The sequence below is a fragment of the Klenkia marina genome, from assembly GCF_900101025.1.
Taxonomy (GTDB): Bacteria; Actinomycetota; Actinomycetes; order Mycobacteriales; family Geodermatophilaceae; genus Klenkia; species Klenkia marina.
Window position 1 is genome coordinate 11,726 of sequence record NZ_FMUH01000007.1, and the last position, 19,306, is coordinate 31,031.

The following is a 19,306-nucleotide window of genomic DNA, read 5'->3' on the forward strand; positions in this document are numbered from 1 at the left end:
CCCGGCCGCACCGAGCAGGAGGAACGTCATGGCGTTCGGGTGGAAGTTGTACGGCGACGGGAAGACCCCGCCGCTGGGTGAGGCCGTGGCCCCGGACGAGCGCCTGTCCTGGCCCCGGACCATCGGCATCGGTGCGCAGCACGTGGTGGCCATGTTCGGCGCCACCTTCGTCTTCCCGCTGATCATGGGCCTGGACGCCAACCTCGCGATCATGATGAGCGGCATCGCGACGATCGTGTTCCTGCTGATCGTGAAGGGCCAGGTACCCAGCTACCTGGGCACCAGCGCGGCCTTCGTCGGCGGCGTGGTCGCCGTCCGCGCCAACGGCGGCGACTCCGGCGACGTCGTCGGCGCCATCCTCGTCTCGGGCGTCGTGCTGGCCCTGGTCGGGCTGGCGGTGCACTACGCGGGCCCGATCTGGGTGAACCGCATCCTGCCCCCGGCCGTCACCGGCGCGGTCATCATCATCATCGGCTTCAACCTGGCGCCGGTCGTGGCCAACACCTACTGGCCCCAGGACCAGTGGGTCGGCCTGTCGGTCATGGTGTTCGTGATCGTGGCCTCGCTGCTGCTGCGCGGCTTCTGGTCCCGCATCTCGATCCTGCTCGGCCTGGTCTTCGGCTACGTGCTGTCGATCGTGCTCGACGTCGCGGCCGGCCCCATCACGGGCCCCGACGGCGCCGGCGTGGTCAGCACGCACGACCGCATCAGCTTCGACTCCGTCGGCGCCGCCGACTGGATCGGCCTGCCGTCGTTCACCGCCCCGAGCTTCTCGCTGAACTTCAGCCTGCTCGTGCTGCCGGCCGTCATCGCCCTCATCGCCGAGAACGCCGGGCACGTCAAGGCCGTCGCCGCGATGACCAAGCGCGACCTCGACCCGGTGATGGGCCGCGCGATCTTCGCCGACGGCGTGGGCACCGTGCTGGCCACCTCGGTCGGCGGCTCGCCCACCACCACCTACGCCGAGAACATCGGCGTCATGGCCGCCACCCGCGTCTACTCGACGGCGGCCTACTACGTCGCCGCGATCGTGGCCATCCTGCTCGGCCTGTGCCCGAAGTTCGGCGCCCTGGTCAACATCATCCCGGGCGGGGTGCTCGGCGGGATCACCGTCGTCCTCTACGGGATGATCGGTCTGCTGGGCGCCAAGATCTGGAAGGAGAACCGGGTCGACTTCGCCAACCCGATCAACCTCGTGCCGCTCGCGGCCGGGATCATCATCGGCGTCGGCAACGTCAACCTCCAGGTCACCGACGAGTTCGCGCTGGGCGGCATCTCCCTCGGCTCGATCGTGGCCGTCGTGGGCTGGCACCTCGCCCGCGCGCTGGCCCCGGCCGACATGAAGCAGTCCCTGCTGGCCGAGGACGGCTTCGCCCACGGCACCGGCCCGGCCCTCGGGGTCACCGGTGCCCACACCGCCGCCGCCGGTACCGGCAACGGCACCGCCGACCCGTCCTCGGTGGACGAGACGGCGGGCACCACCCAGACGATCGAGAGGGAGACCCGCAACCCGTGAAGCCCGCGCCCTTCGGCTACGCCGACCCCACCTCGCTCGACGAGGCGCTCACCCTCCTGACCGAGGACGGCGCCAAGGTGTTGGCCGGAGGGCAGTCGTTGCTCCCCCTGCTGTCCATGCGCCTGGCCTCCCCGGCCACGCTGGTGGACATCAACAAGGTGCCCGGCCTGGACACCGTCGCCGTCAGCGGCGACGGGGTCCGGGTCGGGGCCCTGGTGCGGCACGCGCAGCTGCTGCACCACCCCGAGGCCGCACGCGTCCAACCGCTGCTGGCCCGGGCCACCGCGAACGTGGCCCACCCCGCGATCCGCAACCGCGGCACGACCGTCGGTTCCATCGCGCACGCCGACCCCTCCGGCGAGATGACCTCCGTGCTGGCGCTGACCGGTGGCTCCGTCACCGTCGCGACGCCCGAGGGCTCCTCCGCCGTCGACTGGGCCGACTTCTTCGTCGGCCCCCTCGAGACCTCGGTGCACGGCCCCGCCGTGGTCACCGACGCCTTCTTCCCCGCCCTGCCGCCGCGCTCGGGCACCGCCTTCGAGGAGGTGTCCCGCCGCAAGGGCGACTACGCCGTCTGCGGCGCCGGCGTGACCGTGACCCTCGACGACGACTCGAGGGTCGTCTCGGCTCGGGCGGCCTACATCTCCGTCGGGCTCGTGCCCGAGGTGCACGACCTCACCGAGGCCGTGCACGGTCGTACCGTCGACCAGGCCGACTGGGCCGCTGCCGGCGACCTCGCCCGCACCCTGGTCGACCCGGACGGCGACCTGCACGCCAGCGCGGACTACCGCCGGCTGCTGGTCGGCGTCCTCACCGAACGCACCCTCGCCCGCGCGGGTGCCGAAGCCGCTGGGAGGACCGCATGAGCACCCCCGTCCAGACCGAGCGGGCCATCACCGTGACCGTGAACGGTGTGCCACGTGAAACCACCGTGCCGGTCCGCCGGCTGCTGTCGGACGCCCTGCGCCACGACCTGCAGCTCACCGGCACCCACGTCGGGTGCGAACACGGCGTGTGCGGTGCCTGCACCGTGCTCGTCGACGGCACCCCCGTGCGGTCGTGCCTCGTGCTCGCCGTGCAGGTGGACGGCAAGGAGGTCACCACCGTCGAGGGCCTGGCCCGCGACGACGGCCGGGGCGGGGAGATCCTGCACCCGGTGCAGGAGGCCTTCCGCGAGTGCCACGCCCTGCAGTGCGGGTTCTGCACCCCCGGGTTCCTCATGACCATGGCCGCCGGCCTCGAGGCCCGCGACACCTCGGCCGACATCACCGAGGAGGAGGTCGACGAGATCGTCGGCGGCAACCTGTGCCGGTGCACCGGCTACGCCAACATCAAGAAGGCCTGCCGGCACGCCGCCGGGCTCATGAAGGAGGCCGGCCAGTGACCACGAAGCTGTTCGGCGAGCCGGTCCGCCGGCGCGAGGACCTCCGGCTGATCACCGGCCGCGGCCGCTACACCGACGACATCGGCCACGGCGCGCTCGCCGCCGCCTTCGTGCGCAGCCCCTACGCGCACGCCCGCATCCTCGACATCGACGTCGACGCGGCGCTGGACGTCGAGGGCGTCGTCGCCGTCTACACCTACGAGGACCTGTACGGCCCGATGGCCGAGCCGCTGCCGGTGCTCATCCCGCACCCGCAGCTCACCGCGCCGCGCACCGGCTACCCGTTGGCCCGTGACGTCGTCCAGCACGTGGGCGAGGCCGTGGTCATGGTCGTGGCCACCGACCGGTACGTCGCCGAGGACGTCTGCGACCGCATCGCCGTCTCCTACGAGGAGCTGCCGGTCGTCGTCGGCGTCGACGCGGCCAGGGAAGCCGTCCACAGCGTCCACAGCGACGTCCCCGACAACGTCGCCGCCCGGCACCACCAGGAGACCGGCGACGTCGAGGCCGCGCTGGCCGCCTCGGCGCACACGCTCAGCTTCACCCAGTACATCGAGCGCAGCGCCTGCATGCCCATGGAGGGCAAGGGCGTGCACGCCGTCTGGAACCACGACGACTCCTCGCTGCGGGTGCACACCTCCACCCAGGCGTCCACCTCGGTGCGCGCGGCCATCGCGGCCAAGCTGCAGCTGTCGCTGGAGAAGGTCGAGGTCGTCGCCCCCGACGTCGGCGGCGGGTTCGGCGTCAAGATCGTGCACCCGTGGCCCGAGGAGCTGCTGGTGCCGATGGCCGCCATGGCCCTGGGCCAGCCGGTGCACTGGGCCGAGGACCGCCGGGAGCACTTCATCTCCTCCGCGCACGAGCGCGAGCAGCGCCAGGAGATCACCGTCGGCTACGACGACGAGGGCCGGGTCACCGCGCTCGACGTGCGCGGCTGGCACGACAACGGCGCCTACACCCCCTACGGGATCATCGTGCCGATCGTGACGGCCACCCAGCTGGTCGGCCCGTACGCGATCCCCGTCTACCGGGTGCGCATCGACAGCGTCTACACCAACACGGTCATCGTCACGCCGTACCGCGGCGCCGGGCGGCCCCAGGGCTGCTACGCCATGGAGCGGACGATGGACCGCATCGCGCAGGACCTCGGGCTCGACCGGGCCGAGGTGCGCCGGCGCAACCTCATCCAGCCCGACCAGTTCCCCTACGACCACCACCTGACCTTCCAGGACGGCCGGCCGGTCATCTACGACTCGGGCAACTACGAGGGCCTGCTCGACAAGCTCGTCGCGCTCGTCGGCTGGGACCGGGCCGAGGAGCGCCGGGCCGAGGCGGCCGCGCGCGGCAAGCAGCTGGGCATCGGCATGGCCATGTACGTCGAGGGCACCGGTCCCGGCCCCTACGAGGGCGGCCACGTGCAGGTGCTCGGCAGCGGGAAGGTGCTGGTCTCCACCGGCCTCACCTCGCAGGGGCAGGGCCACGAGACCGCGTTCGCCCAGATCGTCGCCTCCGAGCTCGGCGTCCCCATCGAGGACATCGAGGTGGTCACCGGCGACACCCGGCGCTTCGGCTACGCGGTGGGCACCTTCGCCTCCCGGGCGGCGGTGATGAGCGGCAACGCCATCGCGCTCGCCGCCCGCGGGGTGCGCGCCAAGGCGCTGCGCATCGCCGCCGACGTCCTGGAGGCCGACGTCGACGACCTCGAGATCGACGAGGGCGTCGTCCAGGTCAAGGGGACGCCGGGCGCCTCGATCCCGTTGCGCACCGTCGCCGTCCTGTCCAACCCGCTGCGCTACGCCTTCGACGAGGCCGCGCGTCAGGCCACCCAGTTCGCCGGGCCCGGCGACGACTCCAAGCCCCCCGTGGCCGTCGGCGACGCCCCCGGCCTGGAGCACGTCGACTACTACTCCCCCATCCGGTCGACCTTCGCCTCCGGCGCGCACGCCGCGGTGGTGGAGATCGACCCGACCACCTGGGAGATCGACGTCGTCGACTACGCCGTGGTGCACGACTGCGGCAACATCGTGAACCCGATGATCGTCGAGGGCCAGGTCCACGGCGGGGTCGCCCAGGGCGTGGGCGGCGCGCTCTACGAGCGCATGGCCTACGACGCCGACGGCCAGCTGCAGAACGCCTCGTTCATGGACTTCCTCATGCCCTACGCCAGCGAGGTCCCCGACGTGGTCATCGACCACCAGGAGACCCCGTCGCCGCTGAACCCCCTGGGGCTCAAGGGCGCCGGCGAGGCCGGCGTCATCCCGGGCACCGCGTGCATCGCCTCGGCCATCGAGGACGCCGTGGGCCGCCGCATCGCGGCCATGCCCATCTCCCCCACCGAGCTCTACGACCTGGTCCGCAACCCCGACGCCGAGCGCGTCCCCGCCGCTACCACTGGAGTCCCCGCGTGAAGCTCGACGGCACCGCCACCCTGTCCGCTCCCCCGGAGAAGGTCTGGGCGGCGATCACCGACCCGGCCGTGCTGGCCCGCACCATCCCCGGGTGCCAGGGCCTCGAGCGCACCGGCGAGGACGAGTACGCCATGACCGTCTCGGTCGGCGTCGGCGCCATCCGCGGCGTCTACGCCGGCGAGGTGAAGCTCACCGACAAGACCGAGCCCACCCGGTACGTCATGCACGCCTCGGGTTCGGGCGGGCCCGGCTCGGTGCGCGCCACCGTGCCGATCACCCTCGAGGCCGTCGACGGCGGCACCAAGCTCACCTACGACGCCGACGCCGTCGTCGGCGGTGCGGTGGCCGGCGTGGGTCAGCGGATGATCACCGGCGTCGCGAAGCGGCTGGCCGGCCAGTTCTTCTCCGCCATCGACGCCGAGCTGACCGGGAAGGCCCCCGCCGTGCAGGCCCCGGCGAACACGAATGTCACCCCGTCGGCCGCCGCGGTCAGCGACACCGCGGTGCACGGTGGGTCGGCCCCGGAGAGCACCTCCTCGGCGTCCCCGGTGCGCTTCTCGGCACCGGCGGCGGCGGGCTCCGCGGGCGGGTCCGCCCCGGCCGAGCTGGCCCTGGCCGCCGTCGGCGGTGGCGTGCTCACGCTGCTCGGCGTCCTGGTCGGCTACCTGCTGGGTCGCCGCAGCTGATCCCCCTCGTCGAGCGCTGAGCCAGGCCGGTCATCCCCGCGGATGACCGGCCTGGCTGCGCACTGGGCGGGCGTCGGCCCGGCTGACAGGATGCGGACGTGAGCGACTCGGTGCCCCCCTCGCAGCTGCGGGTCTCCGACGCCGAGCGCGCACTGGTCGAGACCCGGTTGCGGCGGTCCGTCGAGATCGGCCAGCTCGAGCTGCGCGAGTTCGACCAGCGTGCCGCCCTGACCTGGGCGGCGAAGACGCGCGGGGACCTCGACGCCGTCACGGCGGACCTCGGGCCACTGCCCGCCCCGGCCGTGACGGCGGCCTCGCGGCACCCCGCCCGACGCGGACGGCGACAGGTCTTCAGCGACACCGGCGGCGGCACCGCCATGCGGGTGCTGACCATCATCTGGGCCTGCGTGCTCGTGGTGAACATCGTGACCTGGGCATCGGTCAGCCTCGGCACCGCCGACCTGGTGTTCCCCTGGCCGCTGTTCGTGCTGGCGCCGGGTGCGGTGCTGGCGACCCTCTACGCCGCAGGCATCGGCCGCCCCGACACCGACTGAGCTGCCTCCGCGGCTCGACAGGTGGGGTGGGCCGACTTCGGGCATCGTGGCCCGGGCACGCCGTCGATCTCGGAGGTTCCAACCATGGGCGACTCGGTCCGCAACGCACTGGGCGACGTCGTGTCGTTCGTGCCCAAGCTCCTGCTCGCCGCGGTCATCCTCGTGGTCGGGTGGTTCATCGCCAAGGCGCTGGAGAAGCTCCTGGTGAAGGTGCTCGAGAAGGTCGGCTTCGACCGGGCCGTCGAGCGCGGCGGGATCCGCAAGCTGCTCGCCGGCTCCCAGTACGACGCCTCGCAGATCCTCGCGAAGATCGTCCTCTACGCGGTGATGCTCTTCGTGCTCTCCACCGCGTTCGGGGTGTTCGGGCAGAACCCCATCAGCGACTACCTGGCCGCGATCATCGGCTACCTGCCGAAGGTCTTCGTGGCGATCCTCATCCTGGTCATCGCCGCGGCCATCGCCGCCGCGGTCAGGCTGGTCGTGCAGAACGCCCTGGGGTCCCTCTCCTACGCCCGCACGCTGGCCACCGTCGCCTCCACCGTGGTGCTGGCGCTGGGCGTCGTCGCCGCGCTGAACCAGCTCGAGATCGCGCCGGACGTCGTCAACGCCGTCCTGTACGCGGTGCTCGTGGCGCTGGTCGGCGTCGTCGTGGTCGCCGTCGGCGGTGGCGGCATCGTCCCGATGCGGCAGCGCTGGGAGAACGCGCTGACCAAGGTCGAGGCCGAGGCACCCCAGATGCGGCGCGAGGCCCAGCAGGCCCGGCCGGCGTCCGAGGTGCTCAAGGCCGAGGGCGACCGCATCGCCGCCGAGGCCCGGCGCGCCCGCGAGGAGCAGGAGGCCGCCGAGCGCGCCCGCCAGGAGGCCGAGCGGGCCGAGGCCGAGCGCCAGCGCGCCCTGCAGGCCGAGGAGGAGCGTCGGCGGGCCGAGCGGGCAGCAGCGGAGCGCGCCGCCGCCGACCGGGCAGCTCAGCAGGCCCAGGCCCAGGCCCAGGCCCAGGCCGCGGCCCAGGCCGGAGCCCCGACTGCTCCGCCCGGGTACGGCCAGACCGACGGGGGTGCCCACCCCACCCAGGTCTTCTCCGCCACCGCCGACCCCTACCAGCAGCCGACCCCCGAGCAGCCCGGGGCCACCCGCTACGAGCCCGGCGACCAGCAGTACGGGGACCAGCAGCAGTACGGCGACCAGCAGTACGGGGACCAGCAGTACGGGGACCAGGAGTACGGCTCGCCGCAGCCGTGGTCCGGCGGCGCGCCGGCCCCGGACCCGCAGCAGGCCTACGACCGACCGCCCGTCCCGACCGACGAGCCGCCGATCTGGGAGCAGGACCGCACCGACGACCCGGGCACGGCCCAGCTGCCCCGGATCACCGACGACACGCCGCCGCCGGACGACCAGCGCCGCTGACGGGAACATGCCACGGCCGGCAGGCGCTGGCCGTGGCATGTCGAAGACCTGGTTCATCACCGGCGCCTCCCGCGGTTTCGGCCGCGCCTGGACCATCGCCGCCCTCGAGCGCGGTGACTCCGTCGCCGCCACCGTCCGCGACACCGCGTCGCTGGAGGACGTCGTCGCCCGCTTCGGTGACCGGGTGCTCCCCGTGCAGCTCGACGTCGACGACCGGACGGCGGTGTTCGCCGCCGTCGAGCGGGCGCACGCCCACTTCGGTCGGCTCGACGTCGTGGTCAACAACGCCGGCTACGGCCAGTTCGGCATGGTCGAGGAGATCTCCGAGGCCGAGGCCCGCGCGCAGTTCGAGACCAACGTGTTCGGCGCCCTCTGGGTCACCCAGGCAGCGCTGCCCTTCCTGCGCGAGCAGGGCTCGGGGCACGTGCTGCAGGTCTCGAGCATCGGCGGCATCTCGGCGTTCCCGAACATCGGGATCTACAACGCGTCGAAGTGGGCGCTCGAGGGCTTCTCGCAGGCACTGGCCGCGGAGGTCGCCGACTTCGGCATCCACGTCACGCTCATCGAGCCCGGTGGGTTCGACACCGACTGGCCGGGCGCCTCGGCCAAGCACGCCACCCCCAACCCGGTCTACGACGGATTCCGCGTGAAGGCCGCCGAGCAGCGCGCGGCCCGGGTCTCCAGCCCCGGCGACCCGGAGGCCTCCGCAGCCGCCGTCCTGCAGCTGGTGGACATGGACACCCCGCCGCTGCGGGTGTTCTTCGGCACCGCCCCGCTGGGCATCGCCGAGAAGGACTACGAGTCGCGGCTGCAGGGCTGGCGCGACACCCAGCACATCGCCGAGCTGGCCCAGGGCTGACCCGGCGCTCGCCGGGCCCGGTAGGCGGCCGGCCCGGCAGCTGGCGGTCCGGCCCGGCAGCTGGCGGTCCGGCGTGGACCAGCTGGGTCCACGGGTGTCCGTCCTGGCTCACCGGCGTCGGCGAGCCAGGACGGACGCGGCCGAACCCAGCTGATCACCGCCGCACGGATCGGTGGCGGAACGGGTTCGGGGGAAAACACCGGCGTGTCGTTTCAACCCCTTCGGCGGCCGGGAAGTGGCTGCGTGTCCGTTCCTGGCCCTCCCGCTCCAGACCACGAGGTGGGCCCGCCAGGTCACCCCCCGCCCCACAGCCGGTGACCACCCGTGCGCCGGCTTACGCGGGGATCCGTCAGCACCGCCCACAGGCAGGAGCCCGCACGTGATCACCGAGCGCGACATCGACACCCTCATCGGCACCACCGCCGTCGACTCCGACGGCGACAAGATCGGATCGGTCAGCGAGGTGTACCTCGACGACCAGAGCGGCCGCCCCGAGTGGGCCACCGTCAAGACCGGCCTGTTCGGCACCCGCGAGACCTTCATCCCGCTGCGCGAGGCCCAGCTGGACGACGGCTCGGTGCGCTTCCCGTACGACAAGGCCATGGTCAAGGACGCCCCCACCATCGAGGCCGAGGGTCACCTCTCCCCCGCCGAGGAGAGCGAGCTGTACCGCTACTACGGCGTGGGTGACGGCACCGGCATGGTCGGCGACCAGGGCCGCACCGAGGCCGGCACGGCGCGTCTCGGCGACGACCTCGACGACCGCGGCAACCGCACCGCCGGCGGCACCGCGCGCCTCGGCGACGACCTCGACGACCGTGGTCAGCACGTCGCCCGGGCCGGCGACCACGACGACAGCACCCTGACCGGCACCCGCAACGACGCCGGGACCGTCGGCCGGGACACCTCGGGCCCGATCACCGACGACGCGATGACCCGCTCGGAGGAGCGGCTGTCCGTGGGCACCGAAGCGGTGGAGACCGGCCGGGCCCGGCTGCGCAAGCACGTCGTGACGGAGAACGTGACCCGCACGGTGCCGGTCACCCACGAAGAGGTGCGCATCGAGCGCGAGCCGATCACCGACGCCAACCGCGGCGACGCCCTCGACGGCCCCGCGCTGTCGGAGGAGGAGCACGAGGTGACGCTCCACGCCGAGCGCCCGGTGGTGGACAAGGAGACCGTGCCGGTCGAGCGGGTGCGCCTGGCCACCGACACCGTCACCGAGGAGCAGCAGGTGAACGCGGAGGTCGCGCACGAGGAGATCGAGCAGGTCGAGGGCGGCGCCCGCGGCGACGTCCCGGGCGACACCCGTCGCTGACCCGACCGGCCGGGGTGGGCACCCGCCCACCCCGGCACCTCCCTGCCGAGCGGAGCACTACCGTGTCCGGTGAGCACGCCGTCACCCGCGCCGAGGAACGTCTGGACGTCGGCGTCGAGGTGATCCCGGTCGGCCGGGCACGCCTGGTGGTGGAGACGACCACCGAGGAGGTGCTCGTCCCCGTCCGGGTCACCCGTCAGCGGGTGCGCGTGGAGATGGGTCCCCCGCCGGACACCTCCCCCGTGGAACGTGCCCCGGCCACGGCGTCCGGGTGGTTGACGCTGCACGCCGACGAGCCGGTGGTGACGGTCCGGTCCGTCCCGGTCGAGCGCGTCCGCCTGGTGACCGCGTGGGTGCCCGGCGAGACCCAGGTGACGGCGACGGTCGCCCACGAGGTGGTCGAGGTCGAGACTCCGGGTTGATCGTCGGCAGGGGGCTGCCCGGCACGCCGTCGCGTCAGCCCCCTGCCGATGCTCGACCGCGGAAGGAGCGGTCAGCGGCGGCCGATCCTCCCGGCGGCGGCGTCGGCGAGCAGGGAGTCCACCGTCTCCTCGGCGTCCGTGCGGTTGGCGCCGATGCCACCGGCCGGCCCGCGCTTGGCCCAGCCGACCACGTAGGTCCCGGCCGGTGCGCCGGCCACCCGGCCGGCCTCGTGCGGCACCCGGCCCGCCTCGGCGTCGAAGGGCAACCCCGGGAGCTCGGTGCCCCGGTGCCCGATCGCCCGGACGACGAGCTCGGCCGGCACCGTGACGTCGCCGTCGGTCGAGCCCAGCACGATGCCGGTGACCCGCCCGTCGGACCCGACCACCTCGCGGGTCGCCTGGCCGAACGCGAACACGATGCGCCGGCCGGGCTCGGGGGCGACCGAGAGGTCGTCGTCGAACCGGTCGAGGCCGGCGAACAGCTCGGCCTTGGACCCCGGCTCGACGACGTCTGGCGCCTTGCCGCTGAGCACCGTGCGAACACCCGGGAGATGGGTGAGCGCACGCAGCTCGGAGCTGCTGCAGGCGGCGTCCGCGGCACCCCGACGCCCGAGGACGACGACCTCGCGCAGCGCACTGGTGCGCAGCGCGGCGAGCGCCGCCGGGGACGTCTCGGTGCTGGCGAGCCGGTCGGCTCGGCCGGCGAGCATGCGCGCGACGTCGAGCGCCACGTTGCCGGTGCCGACGACGACCGCCCGCTGGACGCGGGAGAGGTCGACCGGTGCGGCCTCGGGGTGGCCGGTGTACCAGTTGACGACCTCGCGGGCCGACACGCTGCCGGCCAGTTCCTCGCCGGGGACGCCGAGGGCGCGGTCACCGGCGGCCCCGGTGGCGTACAGGACGGCGTCGTACCGCTCGGCGAGCTGCGCGGGGGTGACGTCACGGCCCACCTCGACGCCCAGCTGCAGCGTCACCCGGGGGTGCCGCAGCACGGCGGTGGTGTGCTCGAGCACGCGACGGGTGCCGGGGTGGTCGGGGGCGACGCCGTAGCGGGCCAGCCCGCCCGGGGTCGGGAGCCGCTCGAGGAAGGTGACCCGCGCGTCGGTGGCCCGCAGGATCGACTGGGCGGCGTAGACGGCCGCGGGGCCGGTGCCCACGACTGCGACGTCGAGCCGGCCGATGGCCGACAGGTCGACGCTGGGGAACCGCGGCGCACCCCAGGCCGGGGCGGGGACGGCGTCCGGGCGGGCGTACCAGTCGGCGTTGATCTGGGTGAAGACCTGCTGGTCGGGGCGCAGCACCCAGGTGGGCGCGATCGCGTCGACGGGGCAGGCGTCGGCGCAGGCGCCGCAGTCGATGCAGGTGTCGGGGTCGACGTAGAGGGTCTCGGTGTGCCCGAACTCGGGCTCGTCCGGGGTGGGGTGGATGCAGTTGACCGGGCACACCGAGACGCAGGAGGCGTCCGAGCAGCAGTTCTGGGTGATCGCGAACGCCATGACCGTGCCTCAGATCATGTGCAGGCGGCGGTAGATCGCCACCGCGGGCCCGGTGAGGAAGCCGCACTCGCCGAGGAAGGCCATGAGGTGCCGGCTGCTGGTGCGCATCATCGCGTGGTGGTGCTTGTTCGCCCTGGCCTCGCGCACGGCGCGGTCGGCGTCGAGACCGGCGGCGGTGTAGACGTCGCGGTGCACCAGGTTGGTCACCACGACCTGGGTGACGATCGCGATGAGCAGCGCCGAGGAGCGGACGCGGGCCCTGCTGGCACCGACCAGGCTCTCGCGCACCTCCTGGCGGGCGTAGGTCATGTGCCGGGACTCCTCGACCACGTGGATGCGGCTCGTGGTTCGGATCATCGGCAGGACGTCCTCGCCGCGCATCCAGTCGCGCTGCATGACGTCGAGCACCTCCTCGGCGACCAGCGCGGCGGCGAAGGCCCGCTCGGCGCTGGCGAACGACTTGAAGAACCGGCCCAGCTCGATGCCGCTGCGCTTGGGTGCGTAGCCGGTCGCGCCGAGCTTCTCGCAGGCGCGGGCGAACATGATCGAGTGGCGGCACTCGTCGGCGATCTCGGTGAGCGCGAACTGGAAGTCCTTGCGCGTGGTGTCGCCGGCGTAGTGCTCGCGCAGCAGCATCTGCTGCAGGATCATCTCGAACCAGATGCCCGTGCTCATGATCGACGCGACCTCGTGCCGGGTCAGCGTGACCCGCTGCTCGTCGGTCATCTCGTCCCACAGCTCGGTGCCGTAGAGCGTGCTCCACTCGGGGTTGAGGCCGTGCAGGGCCGGGTCGAGCGGCTCGTCCCAGTCGACCTCGGTGGTCGGGTCGTAGGACAGCTGCGCCGCGGAGTCCAGCAGGCGAGCCGACACCGCCTCGCCGTCGCGCTGGCCGGCGCCGAAGACGGCGGACAGCTGGTCGGTGCTCGGGAGCGTGCTGGTCATGGAACGGCCCTCCGTGATCGTTGCGTGTAACACCCGGTTACATGTACAAGGATGGCCCATGCCACACCTACCTGCAACCCCGCGACACATCTTCCCGGACGAAGTGTGACCCAACCCTCATCGGCCGCCGATCTTCTCCCCTCGACACCTTCCCCGCCAGGTATCTCAGCGCTAAGGTTTCTGCCATGACGAGCAGGCGGGTACGCATCGGCATCGACACCGGTGGCACGTTCACCGACGTGGTGGCGGTCGACGAGGAGTCCGGCGCCACGACCACCACGAAGACCCCCTCGACGCCGGGCAACCCGGCCGACGGGTTCCTCGCCGGGGTGCAGAAGGTCCTCGACCTCATGGGCCTCACCGGCGAGGCCGTGACCGCGGTCAGCCACGGCACCACCGTCGCCACGAACCAGCTGCTCGAGGGCAAGCTCGACCGCATCGGCTTCATCACCACCGAGGGCTACGCCTCGGTGCTCGAGATCGCACGGCAGTCGGTGCCCGACGGCTACGGCAACAGCTACTTCTGGGTCAAGCCGCCCCGCATCGTCCCGGCCGACCTGGTGAAGACCGTCGGTGGCCGGCTGGACCACACCGGCGCCGAGGTGCGGCCCTTCGACCGCGAGCAGGCCGTCGCCGCGGCCACCTTCTTCAAGGACGCCGGGATCACCACCGTCGGCGTCTGCTTCCTGCACGCGTACTCGAACGACGCCCACGAGCAGGCCATGCTCGAGGTGCTGCGCGAGGTGCACCCCGAGTGCGTCGTGTCGATCAGCTCCGGCGTGCTGCGCGAGTACCGCGAGTACGAGCGCTCGGTCACCACGCTGGTCGACGCCGCCGTCAAGCCCAAGGTCGGCGCCTACGTCACCAACATCCGGGCCCGGCTCGACGAGCTCGCCCCCGAGGTGCCCTTCTACGTCATGAAGAGCAACGGCGGCGTGCTGAGCGCCGAGGAGGTCGTGCACCAGCCGATCACCACGATGCTCTCCGGCCCGGCCGCCGGCGCCCTGGGCGCCGCGCTCATCGCCGGCACCGCCGGGTTCGACCGCATCCTCACCTGCGACGGCGGCGGCACCTCCACCGACGTCACCGTGGTCATCGACGGCGAGCCCGCGCTCACCACCGAGGGCACGGTGGGCGCCTACCCGTCGAAGATCCCGATGATCGACGTCGTCACCGTGGGCGCCGGCGGTGGCTCCATCGCGTGGCTGGCCCCCGAGGGCACGCTCAAGGTGGGCCCCAAGAGCGCCGGCGCCGACCCGGGCCCGATGTGCTACCCCAGCCGCGGCCCCGAGCCCACCGTCACCGACGCCCACGTCGTGCTCGGCCGGATCCCCCCGCACCTGCTGGGCGGGGAGATCCCGCTGTCGGTCGAGGCGGCCACCGGTGGCCTGGAGACCCTGGGCGGCAAGCTCGGCCTGGCCATGGAGAAGACCGCCACCGGCATCCTCGAGATCTCGGCGTGGAACCAGGCCAACGCCCTGCGCCAGGTCACCGTCGCCCGCGGCCTCGACGTCCGCGACTTCACCCTCACCACGTTCGGCGGCTCGGGCTCCCTGCTGGCCTGCCGGCTGATGGACATCCTCGGCCTGCCGCGCACGCTGGTGCCGCCGAACCCGGGCAACGTCAGCGCGTTCGGGCTGCTCACGGTCGACGTCCGCAACGACTACGTGCAGACCATGATCACCAAGCACGCCGCCCTCGACGCGGGTGTCGTGGCGGCCGCCTACGGCGACCTGGAGGCCCAGGCCGCCACCGCCCTGGACGGCGAGGGCTTCGCCCGCGACGAGCAGCGCATGCAGCGCACGGCCGACCTGCGCTACGTCGGGCAGGCCTTCGAGGTGCGGGTCCCCGTGCCCGACGGCGACCTCGACGACGCCGCGCTGGCCACCGTGGCCGAGGCGTTCCACGCCGCGCACCGTCAGCTCTACGGCTACGACTTCGCCGCCGACCCCCGCCAGGCGGTCGAGTGGGTCAACCTGCGCGTCAGCGGCATCGGCCCGATCCGCCGTCCCGACCTGGTGGCCCGGCCCGACCGCACCGAGGGGTCGGTCGCCGACGCCGTCAGCGGCTCGCGGCGGGTGTTCTTCGACGAGTGGGTCGACACCCCCACCTACACCCGCACCGACCTGCAGCCCGGCGACGTCGTCGTCGGCCCGGCGATCGTCGAGGAGTTCGGCTCCACGGTGCCGGTGCACCCCGGCTTCGTCGCCACCGTCGACAGCTACTCCAACCTGCTGCTCACCAAGGAGACCGCGCGATGACCGCCTCGCAGACCCCCGAGCAGACCACCGCCGCGGACCCGGTCCTCGTCGAGATCGTCGCCGGCACGCTGGCCGCGATCGAGATGGAGGTCGAGACCGCCATCGGACGCACCTCGCGCTCCCCGATGATCCGCGACGCGCACGACTTCCGGGCCGGCATCCACGACCGCCAGCTGCGCAAGCTGACCGGCCGCTCGTACTCCGCGCTGGTGCAGCCGGTGGTGCGCGACTACCCGATCGACCAGATGAACGTGGGCGACGTCTTCTTCCACAACGACGTCTACCTCTCCGAGGGGGGCATCGGCCACCTGCCCGACCTCTGCGTCACCGTCCCGGTGTTCGCCGAGGGCGAGGTGGTCGCCTTCATCCAGGCGTTCGGCCACCACGACGACATCGGCGGCGCCGTCCCCGGCTCCATGCCCTCGGCGGCGACCAGCATGTTCGAGGAGGGCCTGATGGTCCCCCCGATCAAGCTGTGGGACCGCGGCGTGCCCAACGAGTCGGCGCTGAAGATCATGACCCGCAACTCGCGGATGCCCGACTCGCTGGCCGCCGACCTCGACGCCGAGTGCTCGGCCTGCCTGGCCGGCGCCCGCCGCCTGGGCGAGCTGTTCGAGCGCTACGGGGTCGCGGCGGTCGAGGCGTGCTTCGACGCGATCCTGGCCAACTCGACCGAGGTCTACCGCACCGAGATCCTCAGCCAGATCCCCGACGGCACCTACGTCTGGGAGGACTACGCCGAGCACGACGGCGTCGACGAGCCGATGCTGCACCGCCAGCGGATCACGCTGATCATGGACTCGACCGCCGACGTCCCGCTGGTCATCGACTTCACCGGCACCGGGCCGCAGGCCAAGGGCCCGATCAACCACTGCGGCGACTACTCCGACGGCAACTTCCTCAAGAAGTGGCTCGCGCCGATCCTGCGCAACCTGGCGGCGACGCCCGAGCGCATGGCCGAGCTCGACGTCAACGAGGGCGTCGTCCCGCTCATCGAGATGCGCTTCCCGGAGAAGGGCACGCTGCTCACCCCGGTGTTCCCCGCACCCACCAACGCCCGCACGTTCGTGATCCTGCGGCTGCTGGGCGTGCTGGCCGGGGTGCTGGCCAAGGCCACCGGCGGCCGCATGCCCGCCGACCAGGAGACGATCCGGTACACCGGTGTGTACGGGACCGACTTCGACGGCGAGCCCTACCTCATGCGCGAGGTGCTCGGCGGCGGCTCGGGCGGGCGGTACTACGCCGACGGCGAGGACACCATCCACGTCGTCCCCGACTCCCGGAACCTGCCCACGGAGTTCACCGAGGGCCGCTTCCCGCTGCGCATCGAGGCCCTGGGCCTGGCCCTGGACTCCGGCGGCCCCGGCCGATACCGCGGTGGCTGCGGCTACGAGAAGCACATCCGGGTGCTGCGCGACGCGCACTTCATGTCCATCGCCGACCGCTCGATCCTGGCCTGCTGGGGCGTCAAGGGCGGCAAGGCCGGCCGACCGTTCCAGATCACGGTCGACCCGGGTGGCCCCGACGAGCACGAGGTCGACGCCCTCGCCGACGCCGAGCCGCTGAAGGCCGGCACCGTCGTGCGGGTGCGGACGACGGGCGGCGGTGGCTGGGGCGACCCGCTCGACCGGCCGGTCGAGGAGGTCCTCCAGGACATCGCGTGGCTCAAGGTGAGCGTCGAGGGCGCCCGTCGCGACTACGGCGTGGTGGTGGACGCCGACGGCGACGCCGACCTCACCGCCACCGAGGCGCTGCGCGAGGAGATGCGGGCCGCCCGCACCGGCGAGGAGCCGTTCTTCGACCGCGGTCCCGGCTACGCCACCCTGTCCGGCGGCGCGGCGTTCAACGAGTTCGACGTCCTCTGACGGAGGACCCCGTACGGCGCCGGTCCCCCACTGGGGGCCGGCGCCGTCGTCGTCCCGGGGGGTGATGGTGATCATCTCGGCTTGACCACGTGGCGGCGCTGCCGACGGTGCGGGCATGGACATCAACGCGTTGACCGTGGACCGCGGCACCCCGCAGGCCACCTTCATGGCGTCGGTGCGCGCCTCCGCCACCACGACCCAGGCCGCCCAGGACGCCCCGGGCGCGAAGCAGGGCGCCGTCAGCCCCCAGGCCGCCGCGCTCCAGGCGCTGCGCGCGGACCTCGACGCCGCCCAGGCGGCGCTGCGGCAGGCCGAGCAGAGCCAGGCCGGCCAGGACGCCGTCGCCGCAGCCCGGCAGCGGGTCGCCCTCGCCGCGCAGGCCCTTGCCGACGCCCAGCTCCGCCAGGCCCAGCAGGCCGGCGTCTCGGGTGGCTCGATCGACACCTACGCCTGACGCTGGGGGCATGACCGACCCCGAGAAGGACCCGTCCGGCACCTCGTCCGACGGCGAGGCCCAGCTGCACCCCGGCCCCCGCGACGAGGGCGGCGAGGGCGGCATGGCCACCCGCGAGCTGAAGGCCCACGAGGCCGAGGACCACGAGCAGGGCGACTAACCCGCCAGCCGGCGACGGCCCTCCCCCAGCGCGGCCCGCGCCACGTCGGCGTCGGCGAACCGCTGCGCCGTCGCCGGGTCCAGTGCCCCGGGCGCGTCCTGCAGCAGGGTCTCGTGCCCACGCCCGACCACCAGGACGACGTCCTCCGGCCCGGCCGCGTCGACGGCCGCCGTGATCGCCGCCCGCCGGTCGAGCACGGTGCGCACCCGGGCGTTGGACCCGAGCAGGCCCACCGCGAGCTCGGCGACGATGGCCGCCGGGTCCTCGCCGTGGCTGCCCTCGTTGGTGAGCCAGACGTGGTCGGCGGCCCGGGCCGCGGTGCCCAGCCCCTGCCGCTTCCACCGGTCCCGGGCCCCGCGGGCCCCGAGCACGAGGTGCACCTCGCCGTACGGGCGCAGCTCCGACGCGGTGGCCACCGCGTCGGCCAACGCCCCGGGAGTGTGCGCGTAGTCGACGACCACCAGTGGTGACCCCGGGGCGGTGAGCAGGGTGTTCCGCCCGTCCGGGGGCGCCACGGACGCCAAGCGGCGCGCTGCGGTGGCCGGGGCGACCCCCATCGCCACGGCGGCGGCCCAGGCGGCGGCCAGGTTGGTGACGTGCACCCGGCCGACGACGGGGCTGCGCACGAGGTGGCGTCCTCCGTCGTGCTCGAGCAGCACCTCGGTGCCCGCAGCGCCACTGGTGCCGCGCAGCACCCGGACGTCGCAGTCGGCGTCGTGGCCGACGCGGGTCACCGGGACCACCGCCTGGTCGGCCAGCCGCCGCCCCCACGGGTCGTCGGTGACGACGACGGCGGCTCGAGCCCGGTCGGGGGTGAACAGCCGGGCCTTGCTGGCCCAGTACTGCTCGAGGGTGCCGTGGTGGTCCAGGTGGTCGGGCTCGAACCCGGTGAACACCGCGACCTCGGCGCACAGGCCGTCGACCCGTCCGACGTCGACCGCGATCGAGGACGCCTCGACGACCGCCGTGGTGGCGCCGCGCTGCACCATCCAGCGCAGCAGCCGGTGCAGGTCGGGCGCCTCCGGGGTGGTCAGCGCCGTGCTGCGGGTGTGTCGGCCGACGGTCGCGCCCACCGTCGTGAGCAGCCCGCACCGGCCGCCCAGCGCCCCGGCGAGCAGGGTGCTCGTCGTCGTCTTGCCGTTGCTGCCGGTGACCGCGACGACGCGCAACCGGTCGGCCGGGTCCCCGGCCAGCAGCGCGCCGACCGGGCCGAGCACCGCCCGCACGGCGGGCACGACGAGCACCGGCACACCCAGGTCGTGCGGCAGCCGGTCGGGCCGGTCGGCGAGCACCGCGACGGCACCGGCGGCCACGGCGGCCGCCGCGTGCTCGTGGCCGTCGGACCGGGCGCCGCGCACGCAGGCGAACAGGTCGCCCGGTGCGACCCGGCGGGAATCCATCACGAGGGCGTCCACGACCGGGCCGGCAGGCGGCAGCGCCGCCCCGGCGCGGGCGGCGACGGCGGCCAGGGGTGTCCAGCGGGACGGCGGATCAGCGAGCACCAGCGCCTCTTCAGTGGGGACGACGAGGGCGCGGACTCGACCCACCGGTCATCATGGGGACCTCGCGCCCGGCCC

The 19,306-nt window shown here is 73.4% G+C and carries 17 protein-coding genes; 14 read left to right on the forward strand and 3 right to left on the reverse strand.

Annotation, left to right across the window (positions count from 1 at the left end; genetic code table 11):
• Positions 1–28: 28 nt before the first annotated feature.
• The 10 genes from BLP29_RS17805 to BLP29_RS17850 all read left to right on the forward strand — a co-directional run bounded on the left by BLP29_RS17805 (position 29) and on the right by BLP29_RS17850 (position 10,551).
• On the forward strand, positions 29–1,516 hold the full coding sequence (locus BLP29_RS17805) for a uracil-xanthine permease family protein (protein WP_092807073.1): 1,488 nt from the start codon (positions 29–31) through the stop codon (positions 1,514–1,516).
• Positions 1,513–2,382 carry an FAD binding domain-containing protein gene (locus tag BLP29_RS17810; protein ID WP_092807075.1) on the forward strand — a complete coding sequence of 290 codons (870 nt, stop codon included), beginning with the start codon at positions 1,513–1,515 and terminating at the stop codon, positions 2,380–2,382. Before BLP29_RS17805 ends, BLP29_RS17810 begins: the two co-directional genes overlap by 4 nt.
• A complete protein-coding gene (locus tag BLP29_RS17815) occupies positions 2,379–2,900 on the forward strand; it encodes a (2Fe-2S)-binding protein (RefSeq protein WP_092807077.1) in 522 nt (173 codons plus the stop codon). Before BLP29_RS17810 ends, BLP29_RS17815 begins: the two co-directional genes overlap by 4 nt.
• Positions 2,897–5,308, forward strand: a complete 2,412-nt coding sequence (gene cutA / locus BLP29_RS17820; protein WP_092807079.1) for an aerobic carbon-monoxide dehydrogenase large subunit — start codon at positions 2,897–2,899, stop codon at positions 5,306–5,308. The genes BLP29_RS17815 and cutA overlap by 4 nt, the downstream gene beginning before the upstream one ends.
• Positions 5,305–5,994, forward strand: coding sequence for an SRPBCC family protein (locus tag BLP29_RS17825; protein WP_092807081.1), 690 nt, complete (start codon positions 5,305–5,307; stop codon positions 5,992–5,994). The genes cutA and BLP29_RS17825 overlap by 4 nt, the downstream gene beginning before the upstream one ends.
• Positions 5,995–6,092: 98 nt before the next feature.
• Positions 6,093–6,548: a DUF1707 SHOCT-like domain-containing protein gene (locus BLP29_RS17830; protein WP_092807083.1), complete on the forward strand. Its 456-nt coding sequence runs from the start codon at positions 6,093–6,095 to the stop codon at positions 6,546–6,548.
• An 84-nt stretch (positions 6,549–6,632) separates the two neighbouring features.
• The gene (locus BLP29_RS20770) at positions 6,633–7,952 is read left to right on the forward strand and encodes a mechanosensitive ion channel family protein (RefSeq protein ID WP_133379265.1); all 1,320 of its coding nucleotides are present in this window, start codon (positions 6,633–6,635) and stop codon (positions 7,950–7,952) included.
• Between the two features lie 37 nt (positions 7,953–7,989).
• On the forward strand, positions 7,990–8,811 hold the full coding sequence (locus tag BLP29_RS17840) for an SDR family oxidoreductase (RefSeq protein ID WP_092807085.1): 822 nt from the start codon (positions 7,990–7,992) through the stop codon (positions 8,809–8,811).
• A 379-nt stretch (positions 8,812–9,190) separates the two neighbouring features.
• Positions 9,191–10,129 (forward strand): PRC and DUF2382 domain-containing protein, encoded by a 939-nt coding sequence (locus tag BLP29_RS17845; protein WP_092807087.1) that lies wholly within the window; start codon positions 9,191–9,193, stop codon positions 10,127–10,129.
• Positions 10,130–10,191: 62 nt separating this feature from the next.
• On the forward strand, positions 10,192–10,551 hold the full coding sequence (locus tag BLP29_RS17850; protein ID WP_165839435.1) for a DUF2382 domain-containing protein: 360 nt from the start codon (positions 10,192–10,194) through the stop codon (positions 10,549–10,551).
• Between the two features lie 71 nt (positions 10,552–10,622).
• On the opposite strand, the gene BLP29_RS17855 is transcribed toward BLP29_RS17850, so the two are convergent.
• Together BLP29_RS17855 and BLP29_RS17860 are read right to left on the reverse strand one after the other, a co-directional pair.
• Positions 10,623–12,047: an FAD-dependent oxidoreductase gene (locus BLP29_RS17855; protein WP_092807091.1), complete on the reverse strand. Its 1,425-nt coding sequence runs from the start codon at positions 12,045–12,047 to the stop codon at positions 10,623–10,625.
• Positions 12,048–12,056: 9 nt separating this feature from the next.
• Positions 12,057–12,989: an AurF N-oxygenase family protein gene (locus tag BLP29_RS17860; RefSeq protein ID WP_092807093.1), complete on the reverse strand. Its 933-nt coding sequence runs from the start codon at positions 12,987–12,989 to the stop codon at positions 12,057–12,059.
• A 185-nt stretch (positions 12,990–13,174) separates the two neighbouring features.
• Between BLP29_RS17860 and BLP29_RS17865 the strand changes: the two genes are divergently transcribed.
• From BLP29_RS17865 to BLP29_RS21110, 4 genes are all read left to right on the forward strand, one after another.
• Entirely contained in the window at positions 13,175–15,250 is a 2,076-nt protein-coding gene (locus BLP29_RS17865) for a hydantoinase/oxoprolinase family protein (RefSeq protein ID WP_092807095.1), read from the forward strand.
• Entirely contained in the window at positions 15,247–17,115 is a 1,869-nt protein-coding gene (locus BLP29_RS17870; protein WP_092807097.1) for a hydantoinase B/oxoprolinase family protein, read from the forward strand. The genes BLP29_RS17865 and BLP29_RS17870 overlap by 4 nt, the downstream gene beginning before the upstream one ends.
• A 115-nt stretch (positions 17,116–17,230) precedes the next feature.
• A complete protein-coding gene (locus tag BLP29_RS17875) occupies positions 17,231–17,569 on the forward strand; it encodes a hypothetical protein (protein WP_092807099.1) in 339 nt (112 codons plus the stop codon).
• A gap of 10 nt (positions 17,570–17,579) precedes the next feature.
• On the forward strand, positions 17,580–17,729 hold the full coding sequence (locus tag BLP29_RS21110) for a hypothetical protein (protein WP_165839436.1): 150 nt from the start codon (positions 17,580–17,582) through the stop codon (positions 17,727–17,729).
• Here BLP29_RS21110 and BLP29_RS17880 read toward each other — a convergent pair.
• On the reverse strand, positions 17,726–19,276 hold the full coding sequence (locus tag BLP29_RS17880; RefSeq protein ID WP_243470075.1) for a Mur ligase family protein: 1,551 nt from the start codon (positions 19,274–19,276) through the stop codon (positions 17,726–17,728). The genes BLP29_RS21110 and BLP29_RS17880 overlap by 4 nt on opposite strands.
• Positions 19,277–19,306: the final 30 nt, after the last annotated feature.

Bases quoted from the DNA above. Each gene is read 5' to 3' on its own strand.
- BLP29_RS17875 (WP_092807099.1), top strand. From the start codon at position 17,231: ATGGACATCAACGCGTTGACCGTGGACCGCGGCACCCCGCAGGCCACC.
- BLP29_RS17870 (WP_092807097.1), top strand. From the start codon at position 15,247: ATGACCGCCTCGCAGACCCCCGAGCAGACCACCGCCGCGGACCCGGTC.
- BLP29_RS17805 (WP_092807073.1), top strand. From the start codon at position 29: ATGGCGTTCGGGTGGAAGTTGTACGGCGACGGGAAGACCCCGCCGCTG.
- BLP29_RS17865 (WP_092807095.1), top strand. From the start codon at position 13,175: ATGACGAGCAGGCGGGTACGCATCGGCATCGACACCGGTGGCACGTTC.
- BLP29_RS21110 (WP_165839436.1), top strand. From the start codon at position 17,580: ATGACCGACCCCGAGAAGGACCCGTCCGGCACCTCGTCCGACGGCGAG.
- BLP29_RS17815 (WP_092807077.1), top strand. From the start codon at position 2,379: ATGAGCACCCCCGTCCAGACCGAGCGGGCCATCACCGTGACCGTGAAC.
- BLP29_RS17840 (WP_092807085.1), top strand. From the start codon at position 7,990: ATGTCGAAGACCTGGTTCATCACCGGCGCCTCCCGCGGTTTCGGCCGC.
- BLP29_RS17855 (WP_092807091.1), bottom strand. From the start codon at position 12,047: ATGGCGTTCGCGATCACCCAGAACTGCTGCTCGGACGCCTCCTGCGTC.
- BLP29_RS17860 (WP_092807093.1), bottom strand. From the start codon at position 12,989: ATGACCAGCACGCTCCCGAGCACCGACCAGCTGTCCGCCGTCTTCGGC.
- BLP29_RS20770 (WP_133379265.1), top strand. From the start codon at position 6,633: ATGGGCGACTCGGTCCGCAACGCACTGGGCGACGTCGTGTCGTTCGTG.